Genomic DNA, 14,962 nt, shown 5'->3' on the forward strand with positions numbered 1-14,962 from the left:
CCACGTGGATTTCACTTTCTTGCAGGAGACGCTACTGGCGTTGCTCAAAGGATTGCCGCTGACCATTAATTTGGCGGTTCTATCCTTGCTCGGCGGCGCTATCCTGGCGCTGCTGCTTAATCTGCTGCGTCAAACGCGCATCGGCAGTTACGTTTGCCGCTTCTACGTTTGGCTGTTTCGCGGCACACCGCTGCTGATCCAAATCTTCATGGTTTATTACGGCTTGGGCAGCTTACCCGCCATTCGTGAAAGTATTTTTTGGCCGTTGCTGCGCGATCCTTACTGGTGCGGATTACTGGCGCTGATCCTCAACGATGCGGCGTACACCTCAGAAATCTTGCGTGGCGGCTTGCGTGCCGTCAGCATTCAGTCACTGGAAGCGGCAAAAGTTTCTGGCATGTCGTCGCATAAGATCTTCACCCGCATCACGCTGCCCATTGCCATTCGCCAGGCATTACCGGCCTACAGCAATGAGATCATCTCAATGATCAAAGCCACTTCACTGGTCAGCACTATCAGCCTGATGGAGATGACCGGTATTGCGGATTCCATTGTTTCGTCCACTTTCCGCGCACTGGAAGTGTTCCTGAGCGCCGCCGTGATTTATCTGCTGCTCACCATGCTGGTTAGCAAAGGCGTCTCAATGCTGGAACGACGTTTATCACCTTACTATTTTGGAGCGCGGTCATGACCAAACCCACGATTATGCTGAGTCATCTCAGAAAGAGTTACGCGGGCCATGAAGTGCTGCACGATATCAGCCTGACGGCACACGACGGTGATGTTATTTCGCTGATTGGCGCCAGTGGCTCCGGTAAAAGTACCTTGCTGCGTTGCATTCCTTTCCTGGAAGTGCCCCAGGCTGGCGAGATTACGGTGGGCGATGAAATCGTCTCTATCGATAACACGGAGGAAAAGCTCAGCCGTGAGCAGCGTCGTCGCATCAAGCTGATGCGTATGCAGCTTGGCTTTGTGTTTCAAAGTTTTAATCTGTGGCCGCATAAAACCGTGATGCAAAATATTATTGAAGCGCCGGTGCATGTGCAAAAGCGCAATCACAAAGAGGCGATTGAAGAAGCCGAAGCGTTGCTGCACAAAGTGGGATTGTATGCAAAGCGCGATGCCTGGCCTTCACAACTTTCGGGTGGGCAACAACAGCGCGTTGCGATTGCGCGTGCGCTGGCGCAGCAACCAAAAGCGATCCTGTTTGATGAACCGACTTCAGCACTCGATCCAGAACTGGTAGGAGAGGTGTTGCGCGTAATCCGCAGCCTGGCGGAAGAGGGGCGCACCATGATCATCGTGACCCATGAAATGGGTTTCGCCCGCGAAGTATCGAACAAAGCGGTGTTTCTGCATCAAGGAATCGTTGAGGAGTCTGGCGCACCGGAGCAGGTATTTCTCGACCCTGTATCGCCACGTTGTCGCGCCTTTGTAAACAGCCATTTCCAGCGCAACGCGGGATAACGTTCTTTTATTTGATCACGTTCATTCAAGGATGAGTGACGTTTTTAATCAGGATTTCCTTCACGTGCCCTTGACGAATCCCCGTCCTTAAAATAAAACTAGAACCCGTCAGGGAGTCTCGCCAAAGAGACTGAGAGGCTAATAGCGCAATGCGCGGCTTAGCGACCCTTAGAACCTGACCCAGTTGATACTGGCGTAGGAAGACCTGGATCTCAGTGCGTTGAGCTCCTTGCCGCAAGGGCCGATCCGCACTGCTCTCGCCTTTTTCCTTTCATGTATCACGGGTCTTCGCTGTTAAACGACGAGGCCAATGTGATGAACTCTCCCAATGAAACTGCCTTACTCGCAGCCTCCGCATCATGAGCCGCTGGTCGGTTTTAGGCAGCGGTGTGTCTGGTTTATGTGTCGCCACGCTGCTGGTCGAACAGGGTGAATCCGTCGAAGTGATCAGCAAAGAGGATTGTCTTCCGGCTTCGCATTGGGCTGGTGGCATGCTGGCACCTTGGTGCGAAGCTGAAAGCGCGCCTCAAACGGTTATCGATTGGGGACAGCATTCCGCTGCGTGGTGGTCAAAACGTGTTGATGGCGTTGAACACAACGGCACGTTAGTTATTGCGCCGCCGCGTGATAGCCTGGAACTGACGCGCTTCGCAAAAATGACGTCGGAGCATCAATGGGTTGCACCGGGCGAAATCGAACCTGCGTTGGAAAATCGCTTCGCACGCGGCTTGTTCTTTTCAGGCGAAGCGCACCTAAATCCACGTGATGCTATGCAGCAACTGCGCGCAAAATTGCTGCAGGCCAATGTCTCTTTTCATAACGGCGAACCCAGCGGAAAAATCATTGATTGTCGCGGCATCCACGCTGCCGAAGACCAGCCTGCACTGCGCGCTGTGCGCGGTGAAATGCTGATCCTGCAAACTGATGAAGTTCAGTTCTCGCGCCCGGTTCGCCTGTTACACCCTCGATTCCCTTGCTATCTGGTGCCGCGAGCAGCAGGACGTTTTATGCTTGGTGCCACCATGGTGGAAAGTCATGACGACAGCCCAATCAGCGCGCGCGCCATGATGGAATTGCTTAGCGCGGCGTACACCCTTCATCCGGCACTGGCTGAAGCTCGCATTGTTGAAAGCGGCACCGGTCTGCGTCCCGCCTATCGCGATAACCTGCCTGAGGTTCGCTACCAACACGGCATATTTTTCTTAAACGGTATGTATCGGCATGGTTTTTTGCTGGCACCCATTATGGCTGAAAAACTGATGCAGCAACTGGCCCAGGAGGTTTTGTAATGCGTATTCAACTTAATGGTCGTCCGATCGAAACGGAAGCCAACACCTTGGCAGAACTGCTTCAAGAACAGCAGATAGATGCCAGCTGCGTCGCCAGCGCCGTGGACGGTGAATTTGTACCGCGATCTCGCTACGACGCTCAGCACATCACCGCAGGTTGTCAGCTAGAAATTTTGTCACCGATGCAGGGAGGTTAAGTATGTTTTACGATTTCCAACCCCAGTCGCGATTTTTACTGGGAACCGCCGGTTATCCGTCGCCTGATGTGTTAGCGCAAGCGATTAGCGCATCGGGCACAGAAATTATTACGGTTAGCCTGCGCCGCGAGGGCAGTGCAGGTGGTGCATTCCGTGAACTGCTGAAGCCGCTGAACACGCGAATTCTGCCTAACACTGCAGGTTGTCACACAGTCAAAGAGGCGGTAACCACCGCGCAAATGGCACGCGAACTCTTCAATACATCGTGGATAAAACTGGAGGTCATTGGGCATGCCGACACGCTGCAACCCGATCCTTTTGCCTTGGTCGAAGCCGCACGCATTCTTTGCGCCGACGGTTTCAACGTTTTCCCTTACACCACGGAAGATCTCATTGTTGGCGAAAAATTACTGGAAGCGGGCTGTGAATTATTGATGCCTTGGGGCGCGCCTATCGGTTCCGGTCAGGGATTACGCAATATTGAAGGATTGCGTTCTATGCGTGCCTGGTTCAAAGGCATTCCGTTGATCATTGATGCCGGCATTGGCGCGCCGAGCCAGGCGGCACAGGCGATGGAAATGGGCTTTGACGGGATCCTGCTCAATACGGCTGTGGCAAAAGCACGCGATCCGGTGCGTATGGCGGGTGCGTTTGCCTCAGCAATCCATGCTGGCCTGGAAGCGCAGCAGGCAGGGATGATGGAACGCCGCGACATGGCAGCCGCTTCTACACCCATTTTCGGTTTGGCCGAGTTCAGTTGAGGATAAAAGATGAGTCGTTATCAGCGGCAATCAATGCTGCCGGAAATAGGCGATGCCGGACAGCAGCGTCTGGCAAGCGCACGCGTGCTGGTGGTTGGTGCGGGCGGTTTGGGATCAACGCTGCTGCCGCTGCTGGTGGGCGCTGGGGTAGGATTTATAAAGCTTTACGACGGTGACGTGGTTGAACTGCATAATCTTCACCGGCAAACGCTGTTTAGCATGGCAGATGTGGGTCAATCAAAAGCAGTATGCGCCCAGCGTGCGCTAGCGCAGCGCAATCCCGAATCGATTGTAGAAGCACATCCGCACACACTGCGCGCCAGTATGATAAGTCATGCGCTTGATGGCATCGATATTGTGATCGACGCGGCTGATAATTTCGCTATTACCTATCAACTCTCTGACGTCTGCTATCCGCGCCATATTCCGCTGGTCTGCGCCTCGGTACTGGGCCGAACAGGTTATGTCGGAAGCTTCTGTGCAGATGCACCGAGCTATCGGGCACTTTTCCCTCAGTTGCCTACTGCATCCGCCAACTGCAATACCGCGGGCGTAATGGGGCCAGCCGTGGCAACGCTTGGTGCATTACAGGCACAAATGGCGCTCAGCATCTTGCTGCAACTCAAGCCGTCGCCCCTCGGTTGTATGATCAAGTGCGATTTTGTCGAGTGGCACGTGAGGCAGTTCCGCTTTGATTATGCGGAAGAACCGGCGCATCCCGGCGTGCCGTTTATCGACCTACAACTGCTTACGCCTGAAGATTGTATTATTGATCTGCGCAGTGTTATGGAAGCGCCAACCAGCATCGCTGACGACGTTCTGCGTCTGTTGCCTGATGAGCTCGCAGCCTGGCAGGCACCTGAAGAACAGCGCATTGTACTGGTGTGTGCCAGCGGAATACGTGCGGCTAAGGCTGCACAGGCACTGGAGCAACGTGGGCATCGCCGATTAGCAATAATTGCAGCGAATCAATGTTAAACATTGCGTGAGTAATGCGTGCATTAAGACCTGCATTTATCAGTAGAGACGCATTTAGCCGTGAATGTTATTTTCCCAATAGGGAAAGCTCTCCCTCCGCTTTGTTGCCATTCATTGTCAATACGAAGAGTAGCGATGTTCTGTTGGTCGCGGATGAGTTCTAATAGCGGGCTGCCAGATAATGAAGATCGTGCATTGAAATTAATACTACTAACCATTATGCAAGCCAACATGGCGGTTAATGGTTATTGGAATGGCGCTCAATCTGCGCTGCTACCCGCTTTTAAGGAGGACATGAGCAAAAGCCTTGAAAAAGCAGAATCGAAAATACCTATAACGCGTTAAAAGGGTTATTAATGAGGTTTAGCGTAACGGTGAAAGCGTTATTTTGCATAACATTACCCTTATTCTCTAAACCTCATATTTTACTTTCATCAATCCTGATCGGTGAATTTATACCACTTCAGTTAATTGAAAGGTCTCAAATACCAGTTCCATCTCAGGATGAAAACTGCCTTCGTTTTGGAAAAAGCGCTGATGCTCTTGCTTCCAGTGATCAAGGCTGAGATCGCCTTCGCCTTCCAGCATCGCCATTTCAGGCGTTACGCGATCAAAACGTGTCAGGAACAAGCCGGTAGTGCGAATAACACACACCGGCTGATTATTGCCGTTGAGGATAATACTGTAGCTGCCAGGCTGCGGTTTGTGGTCATCTGCGTTCCAGGATTGCAAAGAGCCGCAGCTGGCGACCTTTTTACCGGCGATCACTAATGTAGCAAGCTGATTAGCCAACTCGGCTGAATCGCCAAACGGCCAGGCAAGGGCGTTGGGATATTTGATTTTTAATTGTTCGAGCGTCAATGCCATCGCTGAATCCTTAAGTTTAGGGCGTTGAATTATGCGCCCATTATCAACAATCTTGGTGATAATGGGCAGCATTGATTAAGCCAGGATGCGTTTAGCCCAGTCAGTAATGTCATCACCGCTGCCGATATCGGGCTGCACCAAGCCGTTGATCATAAAAGTGGGTGAAACGTGGATGCCGTTCTGGCGTGCATATTTGCAATGCCATTTGATCTCGGTTTGCAGATCGGCGCGCGCGAATACCTCATACGCATCAATTCCGCTGTAATCTTTCAGGCGAGCAAGAATCTGATGAGGCGTAGCATCCATGTTAGGACCGCTACAATGATCGGTAAATTCAAATTCTTCCCGATGATCGGCAACGGCTTTCATCACTGCTTTTGCTGCTTCTTTACCCTGAAAAGAGGCCGCCAGAATGTAGCGCACAATCACGCCTGAAAAGAGATGCCAGGGTTGTGACTGTAAGCGAATTTTCAGTGTCATTTTCTCCTCACCCACTTCGCTCAGCAGCGCGTCAAATTTGTTAAAAGCGCGGACCGAGAAAGGGCAGGTAGGTTCCAGAAACACTTCAAAAATGTGGGGGCCGTGGCCCCAAACCAGCGGATCGGCAGAGAGTGTGGCATTCTGGCTCATGATTTTTCCTTTATTTAAGGGAGGATGAAAAGTAGACGTATCAACAAATCTTAGTCGTATCAGCCCGTTAAGTTTACTGCAGATCTGTTACAAGAATTTTAGCGCTCGCTTTATTGTGACTAAAAGTCAGGTTTAAAACAGGACAAAAGGCGTCAAAAATCGGTAAACTCAGCGGCTTTAAATTTATGCCTTTGCATCCCGGCGACAGCAGCCAGAAGCGTCTATAGTTATTGCCATACTTCTCTGCTTTTGCGTTGCAGGTTTTCTGCAGCGAATTTTTATGTTCATTTGCCCGGAGCCAATAAGCCTTAAAAGAGGTTAATTTTGCACACAGATCTGTCCTGGAAAACCCTCCATCACATCATTAATCAGACCATCGCTGACATGCTAGATGAACATCAAACATTGAACGTGTTGTCATTGCGCGCCAGGCTGCGTGAACTGGCAGAGATCGAAGATGATGAAACAATGGTGCTGTGTTACTGGCAGGCGAGCAAAATATTGATGCGATTACCCGCCACGGTAACAGCCAGCCAATTAATGAGCGCGGCGCGACATGCGTTTCGAACCCCTCTGAATCACGATCTGCTGTGATTTTATTTTCATGAGGCACGATGCGGCAAGTGAATGCGGCACAAAATCCGTTAATGTGACGCATTTACAGCAGTTTATGACCTATTCTTCAGGTTATGCTTTACCTATTTCCGCATTAAAGGATGTTCCATGTCGCATTTCCGCCCGGTGGCGTTAGAACACGCCAGCCGTCTGCTTAATCACGGACCTACGATTCTTATTACCAGTCAAGATCGCACATCACAGCGCCGTAATGTCATGGCTGCGGCCTGGTCTACGCCGGTTGAGTTCACCCCGCCGCGCATCGCTATTGTGGTAGACAAAGCAACCTGGTCCCGCGAGCTGATCGAATCAGGTGGCGCCTTTGGCATTTGCGTGCCGGCAGCCGCATTCGTCGATCTCACGTATGCCGTGGGCAGCGTATCAGGACGCGATAAAGATAAATTCAGCGATTTTACTCTTCAGGCCATTAAGGGACCGCAACTTGGCGTGCCATTACTGGAAGAGAGTTGTGTCGCCTGGCTTGAATGCCGTCTGCTGCCAGAAACAGAAGCGCAACAGGCGTATGACACTCTGTTTGGCGAAGTGGTCGCAGCGGCGGCTGACAGTCGAGTTTTCTTTGACGGGCGCTGGCATTTCAATGCTGACAACCGTGATTTACACACATTGCACCATTTGGGTGGTGGAAAGTTCGTGACAGTAGCGAACACGCTTACGGCAAAAGCCGATTTCTAAACAGAGGTAATCTATGACAGTTAAAAGCTATGCTGCGATGCAAGCCGGTCAGGCACTTGAACGATACGACTACGATGCAGGCCCACTTGATGCAGAAGATGTTGAAGTTGAAGTGGAGTATTGCGGCGTATGCCATTCCGATTTATCGATGATCGATAACGAATGGGGCGCGTCTACTTATCCTTTGGTAGCGGGTCATGAAGTGATTGGTCGTGTTGTTGCGCTGGGTGACAGTGCAAAAAACAAGGGACTGAGCCTTGGTCAGCGTGTTGGCATTGGCTGGCTCGCAAAAAGCTGTCAGCACTGCGACGCGTGTATCAATGGCGAGCAGGTAAATTGCCAGCAGGGTAAAGTTTCTACGATCAACAATCATGGTGGTTTTGCCAGTTCGCTGCGCGCTAACTGGCAATGGGCTATTCCGCTGCCAGAAAAACTGGATGTCGCAACTGCGGGACCTCTGCTGTGTGGCGGCATCACTGTATTCAAACCACTGCTGATGCATAACGTCTCTGTTTCCAGCCGCGTAGGTGTGATCGGCATTGGTGGATTGGGCCATATCGCGATTAAAATTTTGCGTGCGATTGGGGCCGAAGTTACTGCGTTCAGCTCATCAGCCAGCAAGACGCAGGCGATTCTGGACATGGGTGCGGATCATGTTGTTAACAGCCGCGATCCAGAAGCCTTAAAAGCGCTGGCAGGCCAGTTTGACTTGATTATCAGTACGGTGGCAGTTGACCTTGATTGGCAGCCATACTTCAATGCTCTGGCACCGAACGGCAAGTTCCACACCGTGGGTGCAGTAATGAAGCCATTCGAAGTGCCTGCTTTTAGTCTGATTACTGGCGACCATGCGGTGACGGGTTCGTCAACCGGATCGCCGGGTCAATTGCGTAAGCTGTTGAAACTGGCTGGGCGCGCTAATATTGCGCCAACAGTGGAATACTTCCCCATGTCAAAAATCAACGACGCGCTGGATCACCTGCGTGCCGGTAAGGCCAATTATCGTATTGTCCTCAAAGCTGATTTTTAACGGCAGGCGCGCCTTTGGCGCGCCAATTTCTCTCTCTCCTCTGCTTTTTCAATTCTCTGTTAAAATTGAACACGGCGATAAAATAGTGATACTGCGCACTCATGCCCATTGCAGGAAGCACCTACTGGAGAAACTATGCTGTGGATTTGGAATGCCTTGATTGTATTGGTTACTGTCGTAGGCATGGAGATTGCTGCCGCGCTGGCGCATAAATACATCATGCACGGCTGGGGTTGGGGTTGGCATCTGTCGCATCATGAGCCGCATAAAGGCTGGTTTGAGCTCAACGATCTTTACGCAGTTGCCTTTGCCGGCTTGGCAATTTTGCTGATTTATCTGGGAAGTGAAGGGATGTGGCCGCTGCAGTGGATTGGCGCGGGAATGACGCTGTACGGCATTATGTATTTCATTGTTCACGATGGGTTAGTGCATCAGCGCTGGCCGTTCCGCTATGTTCCACGCCGTGGCTACTTCAAGCGTTTATATATGGCGCACCGCATGCATCATGCTGTGCGCGGTAAAGAGGGCTGCGTTTCGTTTGGTTTCCTCTATGCGCCGCCGCTGTCTAAATTGCAGGCGACGCTAAGAGAGCGGCACGGTAAGAAATCTAATGCGGACGCTGCCAAAGATGAGCAGGGCGCGGCGGCGAAGTCATCATCCGAGACATAACCGCCTGACCTGAAGCCGACACCAGCAACGCTAACTTCTCGGGCTTGCTGGTGGACTGGCGACGATCCCACGCCTTTTTGCCCGCCTGATTCACTTTGACCCCAATTTTGCGATAAACCCCTTTTGCAGTCGCAATCGCCCAAGCTGAACGCAGTGGCAAGCCCGCTAATCCAGCGGTTGCCGAATGATAATAAGGTTCCGCTTCTTTGACTAAGCGCCTTGCGACCCGGCTTAAAGCCTGACGATTTTCTGGAGCGGCATAGTTAATGCCGTTTAAACCCACTTGCTGCAACCACTGTTCGGGTAAATAACAGCGGCCGACTTGCGCATCATCAACAATGTCACGCGCAATATTAGTGAGCTGAAACGCCAGCCCCAAATCGCAGGCGCGATCCAACGTCGCGGCATCCCGTACCCCCATAATCTGCGCCATCATCAATCCCACAACACCCGCCACGTGATAGCAATAACGCAGCGTGTCATCGAATGTTTCATAGCGCACTTCACGCACATCCATGGCAAAGCCTTCGAGATGATCAAAAGCATAAGCAGGTAAAATATCGTGCGCCATTGCGACTTCCTGAAACGCCGCAAAAGCGGGCTCATGCATTTGCGATCCGGCATAGGCTTGACGCGTTTTAACTTCAAGCTGAGCTAAACGTTGCTCTGGTGTTTGCAATGAGACGATGTCTGAAGCAAAGCCCAATTGCTGATCGTCAATCACATCGTCGCAATGACGACACCAGGAATAGAGCATTAATACGCTGCGACGGGTTTTGGTATCAAATAGCTTTGACGCGGTTGCAAAGCTTTTCGAGCCCACTTCCATGGTTTCCACCGCGTGGTCGAGTAATGACGGATTATTCATGCCAAATCCTCCAGCATTAACCCTGCGGTGGCTTTGGCCGACCCGATGACGCCAGGAATGCCCGCACCTGGATGCGTGCCAGCACCCACCAAATAAAGATTATGCAAATGCTTATCGCGGTTGTGTGGGCGGAACCAGGCGCTTTGAGAAAGAATCGGCTCAACTGAAAACGCCGAACCTTGGTAAGCGTTTAATTCGTCGCGGAAGTCGAAAGGGGTGAACATGCGGTGCGTCACTAACTGGCTGCGCAGCCCCGGCATGTAGTGCTGCTCAAGGTAGTCAAAGATGCGATCGCGCAGGCGTGGGCCTTCTACCGACCAGTCGAGATTGGCTGTTCCCAGATGCGGTACCGGCGCTAACACGTAGTAACTGCCACAACCCGCTGGCGCAAGCGATGGATCGGTGACGCAAGGCGCATGAAGATAAAGCGAAAAATCCTCAGCTAAGCCGTCATGATTAAATATCTCATCAATCAATTCGCGATAGCGCGGGCCGAAACAGACGGTGTGATGCGCCAACTGATCGTGATGGTGATTTAAGCCGAAGTAGAGGACAAACAGCGAGTTGCTCATGCGTTTGCCCTTAAGCGAACGGGCCTGCGCAGTTGAACCCGCATGCTCGCTGAGCAAGTCATTGTAGGTATGCACCACATCGGCATTCGACGCGACGGCACGCGTGGGGAATACGCGACCATCCTGCAAATGTACCGCTTTGACGTTTTCGCCTTCAGTTTCTAACCGGCTGACTTTTGCATTCAACGCGACTTCACCGCCCAAATCTTCGAACAATTTCACCATGCCATTGACCAGCGCGCCGGTGCCGCCGCGCGGGAACCAGACACCCCATTCACGCTCAAGTGCATGAATCAACGTGTAAATCGAGGAAGTGGCAAAAGGATTTCCGCCTACCAGCAATGAGTGGAAGGAAAAAGCCTGCCGCAAATGTTCATCTTCGATATAGCTTGCGACTTTGCTGTAAACGCTGCGCCAGGCCTGCAAACGCGCAAGCTGCGGCGCGGCGCGGATCATGTCGCGGAAGGATAAAAACGGCACCGTCCCGAGTTTCAGATAACCTTCTTTAAAAACGGCGCGGGAGTAATCCAAAAACTGGCGATAACCTTCGACATCACGCGGATTAAATTGCGCTATCTGCTGCTCAAGCTGCGCCTGATCGTTGTCGTAGTTAAAAATGTTGCCATTTTCCCAACACAAACGGTAAAACGGCGCGACCGGCAGCAGATCGACATACTCTTTCATCTGTTTGCCAGCCAGCGTAAACAACTCTTCTATCGCGCTGGGATCGGTGATTACCGTTGGCCCGGCATCAAAAGTAAAACCGTGGTCCTGATAAACGTAAGCGCGACCGCCAGGCTTGTCGCGCTGTTCAAGTAAAAGGGTGGGAATACCTGCCGCCTGAAGGCGAATAGCCAATGCGAGGCCACCAAAGCCTGCGCCAATTACTGCAGTTTTTTTCATCGTATCGCTCGTAGACGGGAAGGTGTAGTCAAAATAGCCTGCAAAGCTGCCACGACAGGGACCGGCGGTTTGCCACTAAGAATGCGTGCCATATCGGGCAAGGTTAATTTTCCCGCATAAAAGCGGGCAATAAGGCCATCTGGTAATCCGTAAAAACGCTGCATCACTTTCCAGCGCTGATCAGCCGGTCCAGCTAAAAACAACATGCGATTCAACATGCGAAAGAAACGCTGTTTCTGCCAGGCTTCGTGGGCAAAGTGGCGGATGAGATCCTGTAGCGATGAAGCGGAAAAGCGGCTGCTTGCAGCAATACGATCGGCCAGGGCGACAGCCAGCGGCAGGGAGTAACCGGTGGTGGGATGGAAAAGACCGGCACGTAATCCTGAACAGGCCAGCGGACGTTGCTGCCAAAATGCCTGGTGATCACCGGTCAGCGTAATGGGCAGCGCGCCTTGCTCTTCGCGCATTAACCGATCAAGCTGCCAACCCTGTTGCGCTGCGTAAGCGCTGATGTGCTGGCGCGCCTGCGGAGCCTTTAACGTCGCGTTATCGATGTAATGCGTATCTTCAATCAGCAATCGGGTTGCAGAGAGCGGCAAGGTATAAACAAAGCGATAGCCTTGCTGCTGGTCAACTGTGGCGTCCATGATGATTGGCGCCGTTAAGCCGTGCGGTTGCTTAAGCTGCCATTCCTGACCGACAAAAGCCTGAAAACCCACCAGCAGGGCGTCATCCGGCTGGTAGCCGCGCCCGTCAATCACCGCATCGGCGGTAATCATACGTCCATCTTCGAGTTGCACACTCACCGGCGTGATTGCCGTCACCTGAGTGTGCGTCAGCAAGTTGTCTCTAAATCGCTCATACAGCACGCGGGCAAAATGCTGTGAGGTAGCACAAAAATAGCCGCTGTTAAGACGGCGAGTGCGTTGCGGAAACCGCACGTGATAGTGCGTCCAGGAGTGAGCAATCAGCGGAGCGATCCAGCGATGCTGTTCCGGCGTGAGATCGTCGGCATGAAAGGACCAGGTATGATTGCCACCCGCTTGCTGTTCACTTTCAATCAGCAACAGCGAAAGTTCAGGATGCGTCTGCTGTAAGCGCAGTGCAATCAAGCCGTTTGCTAATCCAGCGCCAACAAAAATAAGGTCATAATGCGGTTGCATACAGGCTTCCTTTAAATGCGGGATGCAACACCGGACGGCGCGTGTTGACTGCCTGTTCAATAATGGCCGCCGCGGTTTCACTTCCGCCCGCCTGGCGCAGCGCGGGCTGTAACGTGCGCATGCGCTGACGATAGTGATCGTTACTCAGCAGCGAACGCAGTTGGCGCGCCATTGCATGGCTGGTGGTGAAGCGTGAAGCGCTTCGTCCAATGCCGTGATAAACAATGCGTGAGGCAACACCGGGCTGATCAAACGCCAGCGGCAACGCCAACAGCGGCGTGAGATGATTTACCGCATCCAACACAGTGTTGAGTCCGCCATGGCTAATCACCACTTGCGCTTGTGCCAGAGCCGCCGACTGATCGGCAAAATCCACGACGCGCGTATGGCTGTTATGCGCCAGCTTTTCCGCCTGAAAAGGTGAAAGGCGACCGCAATGCGCCAGCAGCAGCTGTGCATCCACTTCCTGACAGGCGCGCGCAATGGTTTTAAATAAGCCATAGCGGTGGCCTTGCAACGTGCCCAGCGAGGCAAAAATGCGCGGCTTGTCGTTATCATCAAAATAGTTTTCAGCGGATGAAGTGGATTGCGTAAGCGAGCGTAGCGGGCCGACGGCGTGGAAAGTCTCGGGCAGGGCATAACGCGGGAAATCGAGCTCTGGGATCAACTGGCTGATTTGCGCCAGCGGGGATAAACATTCGTGCAGCTTATTTCGCGGCGTCAGGCCGAAATTGTTGGCATGTTGAGCAATCACGCGATCGTGACGGCGCATCAACCAGTCATATATTTTCTCGCTGGTGGCATAGCGCTCTTTGGCATAGTCATCATTTTTGTAATCAAACGGCATGACGGCCAACGGCAAATCGGCTTCACGATTCAGCGGTAATGCGCAGGCAACCGAAACGAAAGGCAACCCCAGCGCTTCTGCGGCTAAAGCACCGGCAGGTTCCATCTGATCAACGATCACACCATCAACCGCTAATGCAGTTAGCGCAGCAGGCAATTCCCGACACAACATATCGGTAGTACGGGCCATTTCAGTGATCAGGCGCAGCATGGAGGGGCCAAGAGGATGCGCCGCCAGTTTTAAGGTATGCGCCAGGCTACCTGCGGGATGGCTAGTCAATCCAACAGGACGGAACTGAATAGCGGGCGTGCTAACTAAAGTTTGAACGTCAATTTGATTGATAAAGGTCACGCGGTGGCCTCGCGCTATCAACGCGTGTGAGACATTTTGCAAGGCTTGCACATGGCTATAGAAAGGCGGCGAAACGACCGCGAAGTGACTCATGCAGCATCCTTAGCTGACAGCAGCGAGTTTTTCTCGAACCAGCTTTGAATAAAATGTTGCGTGGCATAACCATTCTGGCAAGCCGCTTCAAGATGCTGATTGGCACGATGCAGATGATCGCGTAAACGATTCTCCACCGCTTTCGCGCCCAACATATTCACCAGCGTCGACTTCCCGGCATCTTTATTACAATCCTTGCCGGTATTCGTCATGCCATCAGCAAGATCATCAAGTAGTTGAAACGCCTGCCCAAGATCGAGTGAGAAGCGATGCAGCTTTTCACGCGCTTCTGAGGAAGCATTCGCAACGATTGATGCCATCTGCATTGAGGCGCAAAACAGGGTGCTGGTTTTGAATTGATTGGTCATCAAAATGGCATCCGCATTGCGCGGTTTGTCACCCTCAGAGAGATCTTTAAATTGCCCTTGCACCAAGCCTTGCAACCCAACAGCGTGAGACAATTCTGTCACCGCCTGATTCTTCGCATTGGCGGGTAAGCCTTCCGCGCAGGCGATCACACCAAAGGCTTTACTGAGCAGCGCAACCGCAGCCAAAATCGCCACATGTTCGCCAAACTGGCAATGAATAGTGGGTTGGCCGCGTCGCATTTGCGCATTATCCATGCAGGGCATGTCGTCGAGGATTAACGAGGCTGCATGAACCATTTCAATGGCGCAAGCCAGATCCAGCAGTCCACGATGACTCAGATCACAGCCCAAATCGCGTGCAGTTAACAGCAGAAGCATGGGGCGAATACGTTTACCGGGCGCTAAAGTGCCTTCGCGCATTGCCGCACCAACGCAATCGCGCTCACCGTCTACCGGTAAAAGTTCATCAAGACGCAGTTCAATATCGCTCAATAGCATTGAAATATCGCTGTGAGGATAATTGACCTGTTTTTCTGCACAAGCCGTCATTAAGGCTGTCCTTATTAGCAGATGAATGCACAGCAAGTCGAAACAAAGTCGA

Annotated in this window: 17 protein-coding genes and 1 riboswitch; of the genes, 10 read left to right on the forward strand and 7 right to left on the reverse strand. The window is 52.3% G+C overall.

The genetic code is table 11. The annotated features are described in order from the left end of the window. Positions 1 to 4 precede the first annotated feature (4 nt). From KQP84_RS23690 to KQP84_RS23715, 6 genes are all read left to right on the forward strand, one after another. Positions 5 to 691 (forward strand): ABC transporter permease, encoded by a 687-nt coding sequence (locus tag KQP84_RS23690; protein ID WP_215848539.1) that lies wholly within the window; start codon positions 5 to 7, stop codon positions 689 to 691. Then, on the forward strand, positions 688 to 1,467 hold the full coding sequence (locus tag KQP84_RS23695) for an ABC transporter ATP-binding protein (protein ID WP_215848540.1): 780 nt from the start codon (positions 688 to 690) through the stop codon (positions 1,465 to 1,467). Before KQP84_RS23690 ends, KQP84_RS23695 begins: the two co-directional genes overlap by 4 nt. 100 nt (positions 1,468 to 1,567) lie before the next feature. Continuing rightward, positions 1,568 to 1,686, forward strand: a riboswitch (TPP riboswitch). Between the two features lie 140 nt (positions 1,687 to 1,826). Then, positions 1,827 to 2,756 carry an FAD-dependent oxidoreductase gene (locus KQP84_RS23700; protein WP_215848541.1) on the forward strand — a complete coding sequence of 310 codons (930 nt, stop codon included), beginning with the start codon at positions 1,827 to 1,829 and terminating at the stop codon, positions 2,754 to 2,756. Beyond that, positions 2,756 to 2,953 carry a sulfur carrier protein ThiS gene (gene thiS / locus KQP84_RS23705; RefSeq protein ID WP_215848542.1) on the forward strand — a complete coding sequence of 66 codons (198 nt, stop codon included), beginning with the start codon at positions 2,756 to 2,758 and terminating at the stop codon, positions 2,951 to 2,953. Before KQP84_RS23700 ends, thiS begins: the two co-directional genes overlap by 1 nt. Positions 2,954 to 2,955: 2 nt before the next feature. Then, the gene (locus KQP84_RS23710) at positions 2,956 to 3,714 is read left to right on the forward strand and encodes a thiazole synthase (protein WP_215848543.1); all 759 of its coding nucleotides are present in this window, start codon (positions 2,956 to 2,958) and stop codon (positions 3,712 to 3,714) included. A gap of 9 nt (positions 3,715 to 3,723) precedes the next feature. Next, complete coding sequence (locus tag KQP84_RS23715; protein ID WP_215848544.1) at positions 3,724 to 4,692, forward strand: HesA/MoeB/ThiF family protein; 969 nt, start codon at positions 3,724 to 3,726, stop codon at positions 4,690 to 4,692. 453 nt (positions 4,693 to 5,145) lie between these two features. Here the strand turns inward: KQP84_RS23715 and KQP84_RS23720 are convergent, their stop codons facing one another. Next, positions 5,146 to 5,559, reverse strand: coding sequence for an ASCH domain-containing protein (locus tag KQP84_RS23720; protein ID WP_215848545.1), 414 nt, complete (start codon positions 5,557 to 5,559; stop codon positions 5,146 to 5,148). A 75-nt stretch (positions 5,560 to 5,634) separates the two neighbouring features. Next, on the reverse strand, positions 5,635 to 6,189 hold the full coding sequence (locus KQP84_RS23725) for a DsbA family protein (protein ID WP_215848546.1): 555 nt from the start codon (positions 6,187 to 6,189) through the stop codon (positions 5,635 to 5,637). 324 nt (positions 6,190 to 6,513) lie between these two features. On the opposite strand from KQP84_RS23725, the gene KQP84_RS23730 reads away from it, so the two are divergent. From KQP84_RS23730 to KQP84_RS23745, 4 genes are all read left to right on the forward strand, one after another. Next, a complete protein-coding gene (locus KQP84_RS23730) occupies positions 6,514 to 6,783 on the forward strand; it encodes a hypothetical protein (protein ID WP_215848547.1) in 270 nt (89 codons plus the stop codon). Between the two features lie 129 nt (positions 6,784 to 6,912). Then, positions 6,913 to 7,497, forward strand: a complete 585-nt coding sequence (locus KQP84_RS23735; RefSeq protein ID WP_215848548.1) for a flavin reductase family protein — start codon at positions 6,913 to 6,915, stop codon at positions 7,495 to 7,497. Between the two features lie 13 nt (positions 7,498 to 7,510). Beyond that, on the forward strand, positions 7,511 to 8,527 hold the full coding sequence (ahr, locus tag KQP84_RS23740; RefSeq protein ID WP_215848549.1) for an NADPH-dependent aldehyde reductase Ahr: 1,017 nt from the start codon (positions 7,511 to 7,513) through the stop codon (positions 8,525 to 8,527). Between the two features lie 135 nt (positions 8,528 to 8,662). Further along, positions 8,663 to 9,196 (forward strand): sterol desaturase family protein, encoded by a 534-nt coding sequence (locus tag KQP84_RS23745; protein ID WP_215848550.1) that lies wholly within the window; start codon positions 8,663 to 8,665, stop codon positions 9,194 to 9,196. Here KQP84_RS23745 and crtB read toward each other — a convergent pair. The 5 genes from crtB to KQP84_RS23770 are packed head-to-tail and all read right to left on the reverse strand — an operon-like array spanning position 9,135 to position 14,910. Further along, positions 9,135 to 10,064 (reverse strand): 15-cis-phytoene synthase CrtB, encoded by a 930-nt coding sequence (gene crtB, locus KQP84_RS23750; RefSeq protein WP_215848551.1) that lies wholly within the window; start codon positions 10,062 to 10,064, stop codon positions 9,135 to 9,137. The two genes, KQP84_RS23745 and crtB, sit on opposite strands and share 62 nt — an antisense overlap. Continuing rightward, positions 10,061 to 11,539, reverse strand: a complete 1,479-nt coding sequence (locus KQP84_RS23755; protein WP_215848552.1) for a phytoene desaturase — start codon at positions 11,537 to 11,539, stop codon at positions 10,061 to 10,063. The genes crtB and KQP84_RS23755 overlap by 4 nt, the downstream gene beginning before the upstream one ends. Further along, positions 11,536 to 12,702, reverse strand: a complete 1,167-nt coding sequence (gene crtY, locus KQP84_RS23760) for a lycopene beta-cyclase CrtY (RefSeq protein ID WP_215848553.1) — start codon at positions 12,700 to 12,702, stop codon at positions 11,536 to 11,538. Before crtY ends, KQP84_RS23755 begins: the two co-directional genes overlap by 4 nt. Continuing rightward, positions 12,686 to 13,993 (reverse strand): glycosyltransferase, encoded by a 1,308-nt coding sequence (locus KQP84_RS23765; RefSeq protein WP_215848554.1) that lies wholly within the window; start codon positions 13,991 to 13,993, stop codon positions 12,686 to 12,688. Before KQP84_RS23765 ends, crtY begins: the two co-directional genes overlap by 17 nt. Beyond that, positions 13,990 to 14,910, reverse strand: coding sequence for a polyprenyl synthetase family protein (locus KQP84_RS23770; RefSeq protein WP_215848555.1), 921 nt, complete (start codon positions 14,908 to 14,910; stop codon positions 13,990 to 13,992). The genes KQP84_RS23765 and KQP84_RS23770 overlap by 4 nt, the downstream gene beginning before the upstream one ends. Between the last annotated feature and the right edge of the window lie 52 nt (positions 14,911 to 14,962).

The sequence above is a fragment of the Candidatus Pantoea bituminis genome (assembly GCF_018842675.1).
In the GTDB taxonomy this organism is placed as follows: domain Bacteria; phylum Pseudomonadota; class Gammaproteobacteria; order Enterobacterales; family Enterobacteriaceae; genus Pantoea; species Pantoea phytostimulans.

Coding starts and splice junctions, on each gene's coding strand:
- KQP84_RS23720 (WP_215848545.1), bottom strand. CDS start 5,559: ATGGCATTGACGCTCGAACAATTAAAAATCAAATATCCCAACGCCCTT.
- crtY (WP_215848553.1), bottom strand. CDS start 12,702: ATGCAACCGCATTATGACCTTATTTTTGTTGGCGCTGGATTAGCAAAC.
- KQP84_RS23700 (WP_215848541.1), top strand. CDS start 1,827: ATGAGCCGCTGGTCGGTTTTAGGCAGCGGTGTGTCTGGTTTATGTGTC.
- KQP84_RS23715 (WP_215848544.1), top strand. CDS start 3,724: ATGAGTCGTTATCAGCGGCAATCAATGCTGCCGGAAATAGGCGATGCC.
- KQP84_RS23745 (WP_215848550.1), top strand. CDS start 8,663: ATGCTGTGGATTTGGAATGCCTTGATTGTATTGGTTACTGTCGTAGGC.
- KQP84_RS23725 (WP_215848546.1), bottom strand. CDS start 6,189: ATGAGCCAGAATGCCACACTCTCTGCCGATCCGCTGGTTTGGGGCCAC.
- KQP84_RS23695 (WP_215848540.1), top strand. CDS start 688: ATGACCAAACCCACGATTATGCTGAGTCATCTCAGAAAGAGTTACGCG.
- thiS (WP_215848542.1), top strand. CDS start 2,756: ATGCGTATTCAACTTAATGGTCGTCCGATCGAAACGGAAGCCAACACC.
- KQP84_RS23735 (WP_215848548.1), top strand. CDS start 6,913: ATGTCGCATTTCCGCCCGGTGGCGTTAGAACACGCCAGCCGTCTGCTT.
- KQP84_RS23770 (WP_215848555.1), bottom strand. CDS start 14,910: ATGACGGCTTGTGCAGAAAAACAGGTCAATTATCCTCACAGCGATATT.
- KQP84_RS23710 (WP_215848543.1), top strand. CDS start 2,956: ATGTTTTACGATTTCCAACCCCAGTCGCGATTTTTACTGGGAACCGCC.
- KQP84_RS23755 (WP_215848552.1), bottom strand. CDS start 11,539: ATGAAAAAAACTGCAGTAATTGGCGCAGGCTTTGGTGGCCTCGCATTG.
- ahr (WP_215848549.1), top strand. CDS start 7,511: ATGACAGTTAAAAGCTATGCTGCGATGCAAGCCGGTCAGGCACTTGAA.
- crtB (WP_215848551.1), bottom strand. CDS start 10,064: ATGAATAATCCGTCATTACTCGACCACGCGGTGGAAACCATGGAAGTG.
- KQP84_RS23765 (WP_215848554.1), bottom strand. CDS start 13,993: ATGAGTCACTTCGCGGTCGTTTCGCCGCCTTTCTATAGCCATGTGCAA.